This is a genomic window from Nocardiopsis valliformis DSM 45023, assembly GCF_000340985.1.
In the GTDB taxonomy this organism is placed as follows: Bacteria; Actinomycetota; Actinomycetes; order Streptosporangiales; family Streptosporangiaceae; genus Nocardiopsis; species Nocardiopsis exhalans.
Genome location: NZ_ANAZ01000004.1, coordinates 1 through 16452 on the forward strand (window position 1 = coordinate 1; position 16452 = coordinate 16452).

The following is a 16452-nucleotide window of genomic DNA, read 5'->3' on the forward strand; positions in this document are numbered from 1 at the left end:
CTTGACACCCAGTCCAGAACGCTAACTACGCGGCCTTGGGCTTCGCCCAGAGGGCGCTCCACCTTGACCCGCTTCGCTGTGACGGCGGTGGGCGACTGTCGGGAAACGGGGGAGGTGTGGTCGGGTGGTGGACGGGGCCCTTCGGGCCCTGAAAGGGGCCCAAAGGGCCCACCTACCTCGGCCTTCGGCCGGTGCCCTCCCCACCCCGGTGCCCAGCGCTTGAACGTGTCGCGGCCGGTCATTCGTGCCATCGGAAAAGCGGCAGCGAGGGCGGCAGGACCCCAGCCCGGCGCGGACCGGTGCTCGTGTCGCGGCCGGTCATTCCCGGCAACGGAACAGCGGCAGCGAAGGAAGTAGCGCGCCGGGCCGCGTGTCGTGGCGGTGGGGCGGAAGCCGCCCGAGCCCCTGTGGCGGAGCCACCCAGGGCGGTGCTGGCGGGCCCAACGGGGGCACGGGCTGCCTCCCCCGAGTGAGAGCAGGCAGGGTCAGCGGGGCCGGTTTTCAGCGCCGGGGCGTGGCGCCCGAAACCCGCGCCTGGGGCTGTCCGCTGCTTCCGAAACCCCCTCATCCCCGGTGATCTTGCTACCAGGAGCAAGTTCGGCGCTGATTTCGCTTCTGGTAGCAAGATCATCTTCGAACAGAGGGCCGAAACAGGCGTCCGGCCTCAGACAGCACCACTGCCCTCGCGAACGCTGCCCCCGCCACCGCTGTTTGCTTTTGGGCATGCCAAGGCGGGCGGAAACGAAGCTTCCCCCGGTATAAGGAGACACCAGGCCCCGCCCGTGTGGCTACTAGGGGCGGGCGGGGCTGTGGATAACTGCTCGGCCTGGGCTCCGGAACCTCAGGGACCCGAATCTGACCTACGGGCTCAGGGCCCAGAGTTTCCGCTTCGGTCTTCAGCCCTCAGTGCTCAGCCTGGGCATCAGCCTTCAGCCGGCGGCGTGCCCCTGTTCCGGGGGTGCTTCGCCGGGGTAGTAGCCCCAGCCGTAGACGCCGGGGCGGGTGTGCCAGGGGCGGGGACCATCCAGAGGGCGGTACTCGACCCCCGCCGCGTCCAAGCGGCCGAGGTGGTGCTTCAGGCGGGGCTCGAATTCGGTGAAGTCACGCTCGCCCTCGGACCAGACCTTCTCGGCAAAAGCGGTCAGGCGGGGGAAGACCATGTAGTCCAGCTTGCGTTGGGAGTCGATGTGCTCGCTCCACAGGTTGACCTGGGCGCCGAGGACGTGCTGGGACTCCTCCTCAGTGAGGTCGGCGGGGACCGGCTCGCTCTCGTAGACGTCCTCGACCCGCAGCAGAGTACCGACAGGGACCGGTTCGTCCGGGCTGTTGGACTGCTTGTAGTCCAGGTAGGAACTGGCTGTGGGGGCCATGACCACGTCGTGCCCGGCGCGGGCGGCCGCGATGCCGCCCTCCTCGCCGCGCCACGACATCACGGTGGCTCCCGGGGCGAGCCCCCCTTCCAGGATCTCGTCCCAGCCCAGCAGACGGCGGCCGCGCTTGGTGAGGTGGTCGTCCAGCTGTCGGATGAACCAGCTCTGCAGCTCGTCCTCGTCGGCTAGCCCTTCCTCTCTGATTCTTTGTTGGGCGGAGGCGCTGTTCTTCCACTGGGTTTTGGGGCACTCGTCCCCGCCCACGTGGATGTACGTGCTGGGGAACAGCTCGATCAGCTCGTCGAAGACGTTCTTGTAGAACTCCAGGACGTTGTCGGTGACCGCGAGCACCTCGTCGAAGATGCCCCACTGGGTGCCGACCGGGATCTCGCCGACCTCACCCAACTCCGGGTACGCGTGGATGGCCGCCTGCGAGTGGCCGGGAACGTCGATCTCCGGGACCACCGCCACGTGTCGGGCATCCGCGTAGGCCACGATCTCGCGGATGTCGTCCTGGGTGAGGAACCCGCCGTGCGGGCGCCCGTCGAAGGCCGGCGGCTTACTGGTCCCCACCTGGCTCTCGGTGCGCCAGGAGGCGACCTCGGTCAGCTTCGGATAGCGGCGGATCTCGACCCGCCACCCCTGGTCGTCGGTCAGGTGCAGGTGCAGCACGTTGAGCTTGTGCAGCGCGAGCAGGTCGATGAAGCGCAGGATCTCGCGCTTGGGCTGGAAGTGCCGGGCGATGTCCAGCATGGCGCCGCGCCATCGGAAGCGCGGGGCGTCGGTGATGCTCACCGCGGGCAGCCGCCACTGCGCACCGCCCAGGGGGGTACTGCGGTAGGCGTCGGCGGGCAGTAGCTGGCGCAGGGTCTGTACCCCGTAGAACACCCCGGCGGGCTCGTTGCCGACCACGATCGCGCCTGCGGAGTCGATGATCAGGCGGTAGCCCTCCCGGCCGAGTCCGGCCCCGGGGTCGACGCTCAGCCGGATCTGGGCGTCCTCCTCGTCGCCGGTGGCCAGCGGCAGCCCGGTGGCGGCGCCGAGTTCACGCTGGAGCCAGGCGAGGGTGCCCTGCGCCTCGCGGTCGGCGGAGACCCGGGTGGCGGCGGTCAGCGTCAGGCCGCCAGGGCCGTCGGTCGTCACCTCCAAGGGGCGGGGAACCAGGGAGAGGGGGTCGGGGTGGGGTTTCTCAGGCACGGGTAACTGCTCCTATCCGGTCTAGACCAATCTCGGACATAGTGCCATGTCCAGGAACGCCAGGCACAGACCCGAGGAGCAATCGGTCTCACTGTCTCCCCCCATTCAGGGCCACCCGATACTCACTCTTGACCCTGGAAGGCTCTTAGCGCACCGGCTTTCGAAGTAGTCGTAGGAACAGAGGACGGATTCCCAGGGCGCCGAAACCGGGGGTGCACAGCGCCTGCACCGGGTGCGTGCCCAACCTTCGAGGTAGTGGAAGCGCTACGGGTAAGACGGGGGTGGCGTTATCGCCGGAGCCGCACTTCCCGTCCATACTGTTTTGCCCATACCGGTTCCGGAGCGAACGCGGGCGAGGACCGAGTGTCAGGGGAAATGGCGATGCGGGGATCAGAGGAGAGCGCTTCAGCGGTGACGGATCGGGGTCTTTGATGCTGTTGTCCGTGCTCATCGCCGTGGCGGGAGCCTTCACCCTGGCGCTCGGTTCGGCCCTGCAGGAGCGCGACGCGGTACGCGCCCCCGGCCGACAGGTGGCGCGGGCGGGTTTCCTCCTCCACCTGCTGCGGCAGCTCCGGTGGCTGATCGGGAGCGGCGCCGCCGTGCTGGGGCCTGCCTCCACCTGATCGCCCTGAGCGGCGCCCCGCTCACCATCATCCAGCCGATCGGCGTCACCGGGCTGCTGTTCGCGATCGTGCTGTCCGCCGCCTTCAACCGGCAACGGGTCCGTGTCTCGCAGATCCTGGCCGACCGGCTGCTGACCGTGCTGGGTCCGCCGCGGATCCGCGAGCAGCTGGGGCGGGCGAGCCGGGAGATCGCGCTGGAACACGACCACCACCGTTCGCTGGAGCGGTTCGAGGCGGTCTACACCCGGGTCCGGGGGCGAGGCACGGTTCGCCCGGCGGTCGAACGGGTCATGGTCGCTTAGGGACTTGTTGTAAAAAGTCCCTTTTGGCCACTTTCCGTATTCTTTGCGTAGCGATCGGTGATGTTGGGGCGCTTCGGGAAAGACCAGAGACTGTGTGGTTCGAAGGCATCAGCGGACAAGCCGGCGTCGGCCGGATCGCCCGGGGCGGAAACGCCACCGAGGGCCTCACGGATCGGCTGGTCAGTGCCGAACGTGAGGCGGGGTTCCATGAGCGTGACATGTCGTCGTTCGAACGTGAACGCATCGACCTGGAGCACCGGGTGACCCGGATGGAGGCCGAGCTCGAGTCCCTGCGCAAAAGAAGACTGGAAGCCTACGCGCGCTGGTGGAACGCCCGCGACGACCGCGACCGAGCTCGCCATGTCTGTCGCAAGCTCCGCCGCAAGATCGACAAGGTGCGCCGACGGAGAAACGACACGTGACCGGTACCGCCCAAGGCCGCCGGAAACACCCGACCGAACACCCGATGTGGCCCGCTCCGACCGGAGGCGGGCCACAGCTTTTTCCTGCTCTCTCCTTCTCCGGTTCCTCCTGCCCCGCTATCTCGGCCCCTGGACACGCGGAGAAATGGGGCTGAGCTCCTCCTCCACACTGCGCGCGGCGTCGCGCAGGGCCGACAGAGTCACCTGCACAGCCGGGCGCCGTAGTGAGGCCGGGCGCAGTACCGCGTAGATGTGCCGCTCCGGTGAGGAGGGCAGCGGCCGGTACACCAGTCCCGCCGGGGCGCCCACCATGGCCAGGGCCGGGACCGCCGCGATCCCGATGCCCCGGGACACCAGGCTCAGGATCGTGCCCAGACCCTCGAACTCCCACGCGGCTGCGGGCAGCCCGCCCACCTCAGCGAACAGCTTCTCCGTGCCGTAACGCGAGCGCTCGCCCTCCGGCGCCACGATCCACGACTCTCCCAGCAGCTGGTCTAGCACCAGCGGCACGTTCCCGTCGGCCAGCCGGTGCTCCTCCGGAACCGCCAGCACCATGGGGTCCCGCAGCAGGTGCACGTGCCGCAGGCCGCTGTCTGGCCCCCGACCCGGGTGCTGGCCGGTCCAGTCGTCGACCAGCGCGATGTCCACCTCCCGGGAGCGCACCTTCTGGGTGCCGGTCGCCAGCAGAGTCTGCCGCAGTACCAGCTGCATGCCCTCGTGGCTGCGCAGGGGAGGGGCCAGCAGCGGGGCGAAGGCCACCGCCGCCGTGGGGAAGGCCGTGACGGTCACCACGCCCAGGGCGATGTTCGACTGCTCGGCGAGTACCGACTCGGCCGCCTCCACCAGCGCCAGGATCTCCTCGGCCTGGTTCACCAGCAACTGGCCGGCATCGGTCAGCTCGGCCCCCCGCGGTGAGCGGTCCAGGAGCGCGACCCCCGTCTCTCGTTCGAGCGTGGCTAGCTGCTGAGAGACGGCCGAAGGCGTGTAGCCCAGGGCGTTCGCGGTCGCGACGATGGTGCCGCGAGCACTGAACTCACGGAGGAGCTGAAGGCGGCGAAGATCGAGCATAAGGACATCTTATGCTCAGCATCGAAAAGACTCGCTTGTACTGATGGAAGATCATGGGCAGGGTGGTGGGTGAAAGGTCACCAGCTGGACACGACTCCAGCTCAACCGGTGGCCAGCGCCCAACGAAGAGCCGGAGATGAGTCATCCATGACCGTCACTGTGTCCGCCACCCTCGCTGTTAACGAAGCCCTCGAAGCCAAGCGCCGCCAAGGGGTGCGCGTGCTGCCGCTCGGGTTCGGTGAGGCCGGTCTGCCGGTGCACCCGGTCATGCGGGACCAGCTCACGGCGGGCAACGGGGCCAACGCCTACGGGCCCGTCGCCGGTTCGATCGACCTGCGCGAGGCGGCCGCCGGGTACTGGAGCCGACGGGGCCTACCCACCGACCCCGACACGGTCATAGCCGGCCCCGGCAGCAAGCCCCTTCTTTACAGCCTTCTTCTCGAGATCGGCGGCGACACCGCCATTGCCGCGCCCAGCTGGGTCAGCTACGCCGCGCAGAGCCGCCTGGTGGGCCAGCGCCCGGTCATGGTGCCGACCGCCACCGGCCAGGGCGGCGTACCCCAGCCGGACCTGCTGCACGCCGCCGTCACCGCCGCCCGCGAGCAGGGCCGTACCGTCAACGCCGTGGTCGTCACCGTCCCGGACAACCCGACCGGGACCGTCGCCGAAGCCGAGACCGTGCGCCGCCTGGCCGAGGTCGCCCGCGAGCTCGACCTGCTCATCATCTCCGACGAGATCTACCGCGACCTCGTCCACGTGGACGCCCGCGGCGCGGACCGCGCCGTCGTGCACAGCCCCGCCGAGTACGCACCCGAGCGCACCGTCATCTCCACCGGCCTGAGCAAGAACCTCGCCCTGGGCGGCTGGCGGATCGGTGTCCTGCGCCTGCCCGACTCCGAGATCGGCCGGCGCCTGCGCGGCGGTCTGCTCGGCGTGGCCAGCGAGATTTGGTCCAGCCCGGCCGCGCCGGTCCAGCAGGCGGCCGCGCACGCCTTCACCGAACCCGCCGAGCTGCGCGACCACATCGACCGCAGCCGCCGCCTGCACGGCATCGTCGCCTCAGCCGTCGCCGGCGTCTTCTCCCGGGCCGGGGCCGCCGTCGCCGCCCCGAGCGCGGCCTTCTACCTCTACCCGGACTTCGAGCCGGTCCGCGAGCGCCTGGCCGCCCTGCACGGGGTGACCACCGGACCGGAGCTCACCGGGCTCCTACTGGAGCGGTACGGCATGGGTGTGCTGCCCGCCGTGGAGTTCGGCGAGAGCTCCGCCGCCCTGCGCATGCGGGTGGCCACCAGCCTCCTGTACGGGGACACCGAGGACAAGCGGTACGCGGCGCTGTCCGCCGAGGACCCGCTGGCTCTGCCGTGGATCCGCGCTCACCTGGACCGGCTCACCGAGGTTCTGGGATCGCTGCTCTCCGAGGCGCCCAGCACGGTGATCCCAGCCCCGAAGGCGGTCGCCCAGCCGGTGCACTGACCGAGCTACCCCACATACGTGCCCGTCTCTCGAATACGGGGTGAGGCGGTCACCATCGACGGGACCCTCCCTATCTCTCCCAGGGAGGGTCCCGTTATACGTTCCCCACCCGCTCCCGGCGCGCCGCCAGCTCGTGGCTGGGAGCGATCACCGCGCGGTAGTGCTCCACCAGCTCCGAGTTGACCGAGTCCCAGGTCCGGTGCGCCACCGATGACCGGGCCTGACCCGCCATCCGCGCACGCACCTCGCCGTTGTGCGCGAGCCGGCCGACCGCCACCCGCAGCTCCCGGACCGAGTCCGGCGCGTACAGCAGCCCGTTGTGTCCGTCGTTGACCAGGTCCATCGGGCCGCCCGCCGCCGGGGCCACCACGGGCACCCCCGAGGCCAGCGCCTCCTGTACGGCCTGGCAGAAGGTCTCGTCCGCGCCGGTGTGCACGAACACGTCCAGGGCGGCGTACAGGCGCGACAGGTCCGCCCCGGTGCGCTGGCCGGTGAAGACGGCGTCGGGCACCAGTCGGCGCAGCCGGGCCCGGTCCGGACCGTCCCCGACCACCACCAGGCGGATGTTGCGCAGTTTGGCCACCTGGGCGAGCAGGTCCACACGCTTGTCCCGGGACAGGCGGCCCACGTAGCCCACGATCGCCTCACCGTCCGGGGCCAACCTACGGCGCAGCTCCTCGGAACGGTGGTCGGGGGAGAAGCGCACGGTGTCCACGCCGCGCCGCCACAGGTCGAGCCGGGGGAACCCCCGGTCGGATAGGGCCTCCATGGTGGCGGAGGAGGGCACCAGGGTGCGGTCCACGGCAGAGTGGATCCGGTGCAGCAGGGACCAGAGCGCCTCGGAGCCGGGCAGGCCGTAGCGCCCGACGAAGCCCGGCAGGTCGGTCTGGAAGGCCGCCACGGTCGGCAGCGCCCACCTGCGCGCCACGTCCACCGCCGTCGCGCCGAAGAGCGCGGGGGAGGCCAGGTGGAGCACGTCGGGGGCGAAGGCGCGGATCGCCGCGGTCATCGTCCGCCGGGCGGGCAGGCCCATGGCGAAGTCGCGGTAGACGGGCAGGGGGAGTGCGGGCATCCGTAGAACGGGGAAGCCCGCGTACGAGGAAGGGCCGTGACCGGGGGCCAGGACGAGGGCCTGGTGGCCTTTGGCGGCGAGGTGTTCCAGGATTCGGCAAACGGAGTTGGTGACTCCGTTGACCTGAGGGAGGAAGGACTCGGTCACGATCGCCACGCGCAGCGGCGGGCGGTGGAGGGTGAGCGGGGATGCGGGGGACATGCGAGGGCTCCCAACGCCGAGGTCTTGCTGCCTCTGACGCTAGGGTCGGGGAATGAACCCGGATCGCCGTGCGGGAGAACCGCGCCCGAAGGGCTGACGCGGGTTGGTCGATCAGGTGGTGACACCGCCGCACGGCCAACTGACCGCCGGGTGACTCCGGGATGGCTATGATCGCTTTATGTAATCAAATGCGCACCCTAAGGAGTCACCTGGTGACCCTCGTGGAATGGTCCGAGCTGGTCCGCGCCGAGTTGGAGCTCGCCGGAACCGACCCGCTCCAAAAGCCCGACGTCGACCGCATCCTCGATCTGGCCCGCGATGCCGCGCACTCCGTGGCCAGGCCCGCGGCGCCGCTCACCACCTACCTGCTCGGGGTGGCGGTGGGGCAGGGCGCCGACCCGCAGGCCGCCGCCGCGGCGCTCAGCAGACTCGCACTGGCCCAGGGGGAGAAACCGCCCCAGGGGCAGGAGAACTGACCGGTTCAGGGCGCCCTGAAGAAAACATTGCATGACGCAACGTTCATGTGGATCACATGTGATTCATTCGTTACGCACCAGTGTCATTCTTTGCCGATATCGCGCGGCGTTTACCAGTGCCAACGTCATTCCGAGGACGTTGGTTCCCCTGTTTCTCCAACGACTTCCTCGGCCCCACATACTCATCGAAAGGGAGATCCCCTGTGGACCAACTCCTGGAGATGGCTGACATCCTCAACGGAATCATCTGGGGACCCTTCGTCCTCATTCCGTTGCTGCTCGGTGTCGGCGTCTACCTCACCATTCGTCTCAGGCTCCTCCAGCTGTTCCGCCTGCCGCACGCGCTGTGGCTGGCTCTGGTCCGCCGCAAGGAGGACCCGTCCGTCGAGGGCGACATCTCGCACTACCAGGCACTGAGCACCGCACTCGCGGCCACCGTCGGTGTCGGTAACATCGCGGGCGCCGCGCTGGCCATCGGTATCGGCGGCCCCGGTGCGCTGTTCTGGATGTGGGTCATCGGCATCTTCGGCATGGCCACCAAGTACAGCGAGGCCCTGCTGGGCGTGAAGTACCGCCGCACTGACGCCAAGGGCGAGCAGAGCGGCGGTCCGATGTACTACCTGAAGTACGGGATCAAGGGGGGCCTCGGGACCTTCCTCGGTGTCTCCTTCGCGATCTTCGGTGCCATCGCCGCCTTCGGTATCGGCAATGGCACCCAGGCCAACACCGTCGCTCAGCAGGTGAACAGTGTCACCGGCGTCGCCCCGTGGATCATCGGCCTGATCCTGATGGTGCTGGCCGGGGCCGTCATCCTCGGTGGCATCAAGAGCATCGGTCGGGTCACCTCGGCCCTGGTGCCGATCATGATCGTCGGTTACGTCAGCATCTGTCTGATCGTGCTCGCCGCCAACTGGGCCGCGCTGCTTCCCGCCTTCCAGCTGGTCTTCGCGTCCGCCTTCACCGGAACCTCGGCCACCGGCGGTTTCGTGGGCGCGGGTGTCATGCTCGCCATCCAGATGGGCTTCGCCCGAGGTATCTTCTCCAACGAGTCCGGCCTGGGCACCGGCGGTATCGCGGCCGCCGCGGCCAAGACCACCCAGCCGGTCCGTCAGGCCATGGTCTCGATGACCCAGACCTTCATCGACACCATCATCGTGGTCAGCATGACCTGCCTGGTCATCATCACCACCGGGGTGTGGCAGGTGGAGGAACCCGAGGACGGTTCGCTGCTCACCTCGCAGGCCATGACCGAGGGGTTGGGCGCGATCAGCCCCGGGCTCGGTACGGCCGGGGCCTACATCGTGGCGTTGTCCGTTGCGGTGTTCGCCTTCAGCACCCTGCTCGGCTGGGCCTACTACGGCGAGCGGTGTGTGGAGTTCCTGGGCGGCCGCACCTTCGTGCTGCCCTACCGGCTGGTGTTCATCGGCGTCATCTTCGTCGGCTCGGTGGCCACTCTGGACTCGGTCTGGCTGTTCAGCGACATCGCCAACGGTCTGATGGCTCTGCCGAACCTGATCGGCCTGATCCTGCTGGCTCCGATCATCTCCGCCGAGACCCGGAAGTTCTTCGCTCATCCGGACTGGCGGAACCCGGACGTCATGATGGACGACGTACGAGGTTAAGCCACACGTCTGTCCGTTCACGGGGTGGATGAGGAGGGGGACCGGCCGGTCGGGCCGGTCCCCTTTCTCTGCCCCTATCCCCGGTGATCTTGCTACCAGAAGCCCGGAGCCACTGGAACCCAAGGCGCCGAAATCGCCCCTGGTAGCAAGATCACGGCTGAAAGGGGTGTTGCGACAACCAGTTGAATCCGCCTTACCACCAAAGGTGGAAATGGTGAACAGGGCCCTGGCCGCCGCCCGCGTCGATGTCGTCCGCGCGGCGCAGGGCCTCGGTGAGGTAGGCCTTGGCGTCCGCCACCGCGGTGACCGTGTCCGGTCGCTGTGGGAGCAGAGCGGCGATCGATGAGGACAGGGTGCAGCCGGTGCCGTGGGTGTTGCGGGTGTCCACCCGCCCGGCGCGGAACTCCACCGGCTCCGACTCCCCGTCCACCAGCAGGTCCACGCTCTCCTCGCCCGGCAGGTGCCCGCCCTTCAACAGGACCCGGCGCGGGCCCAGTTCCAGGAGGCGTTCGGCCTGGTCGCGCATCTCCTTGAGGCTGGTGGCCTCGGCCGTGCCGAGCAGGTCGGCGGCCTCGGGCAGGTTCGGGGTGATCAGGTCCGCGCGCGGCACCAGCTCGGTGCGCAGGGCCTCAATCGCTGAGCTCTGTAGCAGCCGGTCGCCGCTCTTGGCCACCATCACCGGGTCCACGACCACGTTCGGCAGCTCGTAGCGGTCCACGGCGGCCGCGACCGCCTCGGTGACCTCGGAGGTGGACAGCATCCCCACCTTGACCGCGTGCACGGTCGCGTCGGTGAACAGGGTGTCCATCTGGTCGGTGACGAACGAGGCGGGAACCCCGTGCACCCCGGTGACCCCGCGGGTGGACTGGGCGGTCAACGCCGTCACCACGGTCATCCCGAAGACCCCGTGCGCGGAGAACGACTTCAGGTCGGCCTGGATGCCGGCGCCCCCGCTGGGGTCGCTGCCGGCGATGGACACGACGTTGTACGCGCTCATTGGCGTTCCTTCGCTAGTACGAACTAGGGCAGGTTCGACGGGTGTGCTCTCAGCCGGGAGAACTCTCTCCGGCACCCCGCGCCGCCGGGGCCTCACGGCCCCGGCCTCGGTGTTCGTTTGTGGTGTTTTCGACTGTAACGGACGGTCTTCCGGGTCGCAGCGTCCTCCCTAGACGGAGGTGCTGTGCGGCACGGCCGCGTCCTCGCTCTGGAGCCGCTTGCGTCGCTCCCACACGATCGCGGCGACGACGACGGCGAAGCCGACCACCATCAGGGTCACCGTCACCGGTACGTCGGTGGGCGCGAGGATTTCCCGCTCCTCGTTCTGCCAGGGCCACAGGGCACGCAGGGACCCCGCCATCAGTCCGGTGAGGACCACCAGGGTCATGTGGTGGAAGTTCTCCAGCAGGTACTGGAGGATCTTCACGAAGACGGCCAGGCCCGTGATCATGCCGAGGGCGAAGGTGCCCAGGTAGACGAAGTCCAGGCTCGCTACCGCGTCCTTGGTCGGCGTGTACAGGCCGACGGTCAGCAGGATGAAGGAACCCGACATGCCAGGCAGGACCAGGGCGCAGATGGCCACCGAGGCCACCAGGAAGACCACTGCCGGGTGGGTGGGCAGGTCGGCGCCGGGAAGGCCGGTGAGGAAGAAGGTCAGGGCGGCGAAGGCCAGGGCCAGCAGGTAGTGTCCCGCGCGCCAGGTGCGCCCCGCACCGGTGTAGGGGATCCACAGGCAGGCGAGTACGAGGCCGAAGAAGACGGCGTAGGCGTACTGGGTGTACTCCTCGACCAGCGGAGCGATGAGCAGGAGCGCCATCACCAGGGCCACGGCCATACCGATGAGCGCGGGGACCAGAACCGGCCAGTCCACCTGGCGGAACTGCTCCATGGCCCGGTCCTTGCCGCGACCCCGTGGTACGTCGGTGACGTAGCGCTTGATCCCGCTGACCACGTGGCCCGCGCCGCCGATGAGCTTGTCGTAGAGGCCGACGATCAGAGCGACCGTGCCGCCGCTGATACCGGGCAGCGCCTCGGAGGTGCCGACGGCCCCGCCGCGCACCGCGTTGAAGATGTAGGAGCCTACTGACTTGGCCATGTTGTCGGGCGCGGCCCCGGGGGAGCCCCGGGAGAGGGCGCCGTCCTCCGTCCTGATGGGGCCGCCGGTCCCGTTTCCACGGCTGGCCGGCGGTCAAAGGGGTGCTGTTGTGCGCGGGTCGCCAGGACGACCGTCATCCGGTCCGATGCCCGGGCCCGCGCCGATGTTCGCCGCCCGGGCCGCGTGGAGGGGGAGGAGAGCCGTCAGGCCCCGGGCCGGGCAGCGCCAAGTCTAGCGTCGCTCGACGAAGCTAAACGCGTTTGAGCACCCCAAAAAACAGGGTTTCGGTCAGGTATGGGTGGGTCAGGTCTTTGGTCCGAAAAAGAAACCCGGCCGGAGGCCTCAGCTTCGGACGGAACCGGACAGCGGGGAGGCCGGGGACCCCGGGGTCTCACCGGCCACCGACGCGGCCCACCGGTAGTCCTGTTTGCCCACAGCGGTGCGCCGCACCCGGTCCACGAAGTGCACGGTCCGGGGCACCTTGAACCCGGCCAGGCGGATCCGGCAGTGCGCCCGCAGCGCGTCCTCGTCTGGGGCGGCCTCCGGGGCCAGCGACACCAGCGCCGTCACCCGCTGGCCGAGCGTCTCGTCCGGCGAGGGCACCACGATCACGTCCTCGACCGACGGGTGGGCCTTGAGGACGGCCTCCACCTCCTCGGGGTACACCTTCTCCCCGGCGGTGTTGATCACCACGCTGCCCCGGCCGAGCAGCACGATCGAGCCGTCCGCGGCCCGCGTGCCGTAGTCGCCGGACAGCGCCCAGCGCCGCCCCTCGGGATCGGTGGGGAAGGTGCGCGCGGTGGCGATCGGGTCGTTGTAGTAGCCCAGCGGGATCCGCCCGGTGCGCGCGATCCGGCCGACCTCGGCCGAACCCGGCGGCAGCGGCCGCAGCGAGCCATCGAGCACGGAGATGCTGCCGCCCATGGTGAAGCTGCGCCGGTCGGCGGAGGGGGTGACGGGCTCCTCGGCGGCGCTGTCCTTCGCGTCCGGGGCGGTGGCCGAACCGCACACGCCCGTCTCCGAACCCCCGTAGGCGTCGGCCAGGGCGACGTCCTCGCGCCAGGCCCGCCACAGCCCGCGCACCGCCGGGGTGAGCGGGGTGCCGCCCGAGCGCACTGAGGTGAGTTCGGGGCACAGGTCGGGCTCGGTGAGCAGGTGCCGGGCCAACGGGCGCGCCATCGCATCACCCACCAGCTGCACCGCGTGCACACCCTCCCGGTGCACCAGTTCCAACACCCGGTCCGGGCGGAAACTGCGGTCCGTGGACAGCACGATGCGCTTGCCGCACAGCAGCATGCTCAGCGCGTTCCACTGCCCGGCCGCGTGCATCAGCGGGCCGAGCACCAGCATCCGCTGCGGGAAGCAGGCGGCGGCACGGTCGGCCACCTCCTGCGGGTTCCGGGCGCGCGGGGTGCCCGGGGCACGCCGCTCCACGGCGGCGCGGAAGATGTCCGCCTGACGCCACAGCACACCCTTCGGGTAGCCCGTGGTGCCGCCGGTGTAGAGCAGGTAGTGGTCCTCGCCGCTGGTCTCGGGGAGCCGCACCGGTTCCTCGACTCCGTCGGAGCCCAGACCATCCGTGTCCTGCGCAGCGAGCGCCTCTTCGTAGTCCGCACCGCCGAGCGAGGCGTCGCGCTCCGAACCATCCTCCAACAGCAGCACGTGCCGCAGCCGGGGCAGATCGGGCAGGACCGCCGTCACCGTCGTGGCCAGGGAGTCCTCGGCGATCAGGGCCACCGCGTGCGAGTCCGAGAGCACATGCCGCAGTTCGCCCGCCACGTACCGGTAGTTGACGTTCACCGGTACCGCGCCCGCGCGCAGCACACCCAGGAACGACTCCACCCACTCGGCGCGGTTGAACGACAGGATCGCCACGTTCTCACCGGGGCGCACACCGGCCGAGACCAGGTGCCGGGCCAGCCGGGTAGAACGGTCGTTCAGGGCGCGGTAGGTGAGCCGCCGGGGACCGGCGACCAGCGCGATCCGCTCCGGGACGGCGTCGGTCACCGCCGCCATGAGGTTGGCGAGGGAGAAGGGGGTGTCCGGGGACGCGTGAGGATGCACGTCTGATGACCTCCCTGACGATGGTGAACGGCCGTCCTCGGCGCATCGAGCTCGCGGCGGCTGTAGCTGGTTAGGAGCGAACGTACCCCTCAGGGACGACCTCGATCGCCGCAGGGGCTGTGTACCGCGTCACCTGCGTAACCGTCCCCCGTCACCCCCTGCCGCGGACCGGCCGAACAGTGCCCGCTCAGCGCGGGTGCGGGTCGGGGTGACGCGTGGATTTCGGGCCCGGGCGCCGAGCGGTGATCTCTGCCACCCCTTGTGTGCTCACCGGATCATCTGCTCAACTCTTGGGGATCCCGCCGCGGGGGCTCTACCGGGCTCCACGGTGGGTATCTACTGTCTGACATCGGTCAATGGTGATCGGAGCGGCTAGATGACCACCCAGAATCTGGGACAGCAGGACTCCGTCGGAAACCCCGGCGGACAGGGACTCTCCAGCGCGGACCACATCGAACTCGCACAGTCGAGGTCCGCCCACAACTACTCACCCCTGCCCGTGGTGATTGCCGAGGGCCGTGGCGCCTGGGTGACCGACGTGGAGGGAAAGAAGTACCTCGACTGTCTGGCCGGGTACTCGGCCATGAACTTCGGCCACCACAACCCGGACCTCCTCGCAGCCGCGCACGCCCAGCTCGACCGGGTGACGCTGACCAGCCGGGCCTTCTACAACGACCAGTTCGGCCCGTGGGTGAGCGCCCTCGCCGACATGGTCGGCAAACAGAAGGTCCTGCCGATGAACACCGGCGCCGAGGCGGTGGAGACCGGCATCAAGGTGGCCCGTAAGTGGGGCTACGAGGTCAAGGGCGTCGAGGAGAACCAGGCGACCATCGTCGTGGCCGGGGCCAACTTCCACGGCCGCACCACCACGATCATCTCCTTCTCCTCGGACACCGAGGCGAAGACAGGTTTCGGTCCCTACACGCCAGGCTTCCGCTCGGTGGCCTACGGGGACGCGAAGGCCATCGAGGAGGCCATCGACCACACCACGGTGGCCGTGCTCATCGAACCGGTGCAGGGCGAGGCGGGCGTGATCGTGCCGCCCGAGGACTATCTGCCCCGGGTCCGCGAGATCTGCGACGCCAACCGGGTGCTGTTCATCGCCGACGAGGTGCAGTCGGGCCTGGGACGCACGGGCACGATCCGGGCCTGCGAGCACACCGGTGTCGTTCCGGACGCCTACCTGTTCGGCAAGGCGCTGGGCGGCGGCATCCTGCCGGTCTCGGCGATGGTGGCGGACGAGGACATCCTCGGCGTCATCCAGCCCGGCCAGCACGGCAGCACCTTCGGCGGCAACCCGCTCGCCGGGGCGGTGGGTTCGACGGTCGTCCGGATGCTGACCGAGGGCCCTTACCTGGAGAACGCCCGCAAGCTGGGCGAGGTGCTCCGGCGCAGGCTGGACCAGTTCGTCGGTGACGGGGTGGTGTCGGCGCGCAGCATCGGTCTGTGGGCGGGGGTGGACGTGGACCCCGAACTTGCTTCGGGCAAGGAGCTGTGCAAGCGCCTGGCCGAGCACGGGGTCCTGGTCAAGGACACGCACGGGTCGACCGTGCGGATGTCCCCGCCGCTGGTGATCAGCGAGGAGGACCTCAACTGGGGTCTGGACCGCTTCGCCGAGGTCATCGCCGAGCTCAAGGCTCAGAAACGGTAGAAGGCCCGGTAGCAGTAGTACGTACCGCCGCACACAGGCGGTAGCGGGACGACGCAGGTCCCGCCCGGATCCGATCCGGGCGGGGCCTGCGTTTCAGCCCTGTGTCCCGGACCCGGGTCACTTCCGCCAGAACAGGTGGTGCGCCACACCGCTCGGGCTGGGCACGACCTCCAGGTGGAACCGGTCGAGCAGCTCGTCGGGGGACTCCCAGAGCCGCAGACCGGCTCCGAACCTCACCGGCACGACCGCCACGTGCAGGGTGTCGACGAGGTCGGTTTCGAGGAACCGCCGGACGGTGGTGACCCCGCCGCCGAGCCGGACGTCCTTGCCCCGCGCCGCCTCCCGCGCCTGTTCGAGGACGGCTGCCGGGTCACCTCCGACGAAGTGGAACGTCGTGTCGGAGAGGGTGAACGAAGGGCGCTCGTGGTGGGTCAGGACGAACACCGGGGTGTGGAAGGGGGGTTCATCGCCCCACCAGCCGAGCCACTCGTGGTCGGTCCAGGGCCCGCGCTGGGGGCCGAACTTGTTGCGGCCCATGATCTCGGCGCCGATGTTGTGCGCGAAGTCCCGGGTGAAGTAGTCGTCGAGACCCCGGCTGCCTCCCGAATCGGTGCGGCCCGGCCAGCCCGCCGTGGCCCCGGCCCAGGCGAACAACCGCTCCGGATCGACAGTGTCGCCGAACGGTCTTGCGAGACTCTGGCCCTCGTCCGCGGCGATCCCGTCACTGGAAACGCTGAAGTTCTGGACCCTCAGCAGCTGAGTCATGTGTTCCTCCTGTGCTGTTGACACCAGGACTGACTCTCCGGGCCGGGAGAACTC

Annotated in this window: 12 protein-coding genes, 1 pseudogene and 1 riboswitch; of the genes and pseudogenes, 6 read left to right on the top strand and 7 right to left on the bottom strand. The window is 69.5% G+C overall.

Going from position 1 to position 16452, the window contains the following annotated elements:
* Positions 1-929 precede the first annotated feature (929 nt).
* Complete coding sequence (locus tag D457_RS0104700) at positions 930-2567, bottom strand: beta-N-acetylhexosaminidase (protein WP_017579491.1); 1638 nt, start codon at positions 2565-2567, stop codon at positions 930-932.
* 431 nt (positions 2568-2998) lie between these two features.
* Here D457_RS0104700 and D457_RS36625 point away from each other — a divergent pair.
* Positions 2999-3312, top strand: a pseudogene (locus tag D457_RS36625) (DMT family transporter); the annotation flags it as partial.
* A 272-nt stretch (positions 3313-3584) separates the two neighbouring features.
* Positions 3585-3914, top strand: a complete 330-nt coding sequence (locus D457_RS0104715) for a hypothetical protein (RefSeq protein ID WP_017579492.1) — start codon at positions 3585-3587, stop codon at positions 3912-3914.
* Between the two features lie 117 nt (positions 3915-4031).
* Here the strand turns inward: D457_RS0104715 and D457_RS0104720 are convergent, their stop codons facing one another.
* Positions 4032-4982: a LysR family transcriptional regulator gene (locus tag D457_RS0104720; protein ID WP_017579493.1), complete on the bottom strand. Its 951-nt coding sequence runs from the start codon at positions 4980-4982 to the stop codon at positions 4032-4034.
* Between the two features lie 147 nt (positions 4983-5129).
* Between D457_RS0104720 and D457_RS0104725 the strand changes: the two genes are divergently transcribed.
* On the top strand, positions 5130-6455 hold the full coding sequence (locus D457_RS0104725; protein WP_017579494.1) for a pyridoxal phosphate-dependent aminotransferase: 1326 nt from the start codon (positions 5130-5132) through the stop codon (positions 6453-6455).
* A 94-nt stretch (positions 6456-6549) separates the two neighbouring features.
* On the opposite strand, the gene D457_RS0104730 is transcribed toward D457_RS0104725, so the two are convergent.
* Positions 6550-7728 (bottom strand): glycosyltransferase family 4 protein, encoded by a 1179-nt coding sequence (locus tag D457_RS0104730; RefSeq protein WP_017579495.1) that lies wholly within the window; start codon positions 7726-7728, stop codon positions 6550-6552.
* Between the two features lie 212 nt (positions 7729-7940).
* Here D457_RS0104730 and D457_RS0104735 point away from each other — a divergent pair, with 212 nt between their 5' ends.
* Together D457_RS0104735 and D457_RS0104740 are read left to right on the top strand one after the other, a co-directional pair.
* A complete protein-coding gene (locus tag D457_RS0104735) occupies positions 7941-8204 on the top strand; it encodes a DUF6457 domain-containing protein (RefSeq protein ID WP_017579496.1) in 264 nt (87 codons plus the stop codon).
* A 203-nt stretch (positions 8205-8407) separates the two neighbouring features.
* On the top strand, positions 8408-9826 hold the full coding sequence (locus D457_RS0104740; protein WP_017579497.1) for an alanine/glycine:cation symporter family protein: 1419 nt from the start codon (positions 8408-8410) through the stop codon (positions 9824-9826).
* A gap of 193 nt (positions 9827-10019) precedes the next feature.
* Here D457_RS0104740 and thiD read toward each other — a convergent pair whose 3' ends face one another.
* From thiD to D457_RS0104755, 3 genes are all read right to left on the bottom strand, one after another.
* Positions 10020-10823 (bottom strand): bifunctional hydroxymethylpyrimidine kinase/phosphomethylpyrimidine kinase, encoded by an 804-nt coding sequence (thiD, locus tag D457_RS0104745; RefSeq protein WP_017579498.1) that lies wholly within the window; start codon positions 10821-10823, stop codon positions 10020-10022.
* Positions 10812-10912, bottom strand: a riboswitch (TPP riboswitch). Its footprint overlaps the gene before it by 12 nt.
* 79 nt (positions 10913-10991) lie before the next feature.
* Entirely contained in the window at positions 10992-11918 is a 927-nt protein-coding gene (locus D457_RS0104750; protein ID WP_017579499.1) for a DUF368 domain-containing protein, read from the bottom strand.
* Between the two features lie 342 nt (positions 11919-12260).
* Complete coding sequence (locus D457_RS0104755; RefSeq protein WP_017579500.1) at positions 12261-13982, bottom strand: acyl-CoA synthetase; 1722 nt, start codon at positions 13980-13982, stop codon at positions 12261-12263.
* A gap of 376 nt (positions 13983-14358) precedes the next feature.
* On the opposite strand from D457_RS0104755, the gene rocD reads away from it, so the two are divergent.
* Positions 14359-15633, top strand: coding sequence for an ornithine--oxo-acid transaminase (gene rocD, locus D457_RS0104760; RefSeq protein ID WP_017579501.1), 1275 nt, complete (start codon positions 14359-14361; stop codon positions 15631-15633).
* Positions 15634-15750: 117 nt separating this feature from the next.
* On the opposite strand, the gene D457_RS0104765 is transcribed toward rocD, so the two are convergent.
* The gene (locus D457_RS0104765; protein WP_017579502.1) at positions 15751-16398 is read right to left on the bottom strand and encodes a dihydrofolate reductase family protein; all 648 of its coding nucleotides are present in this window, start codon (positions 16396-16398) and stop codon (positions 15751-15753) included.
* Between the last annotated feature and the right edge of the window lie 54 nt (positions 16399-16452).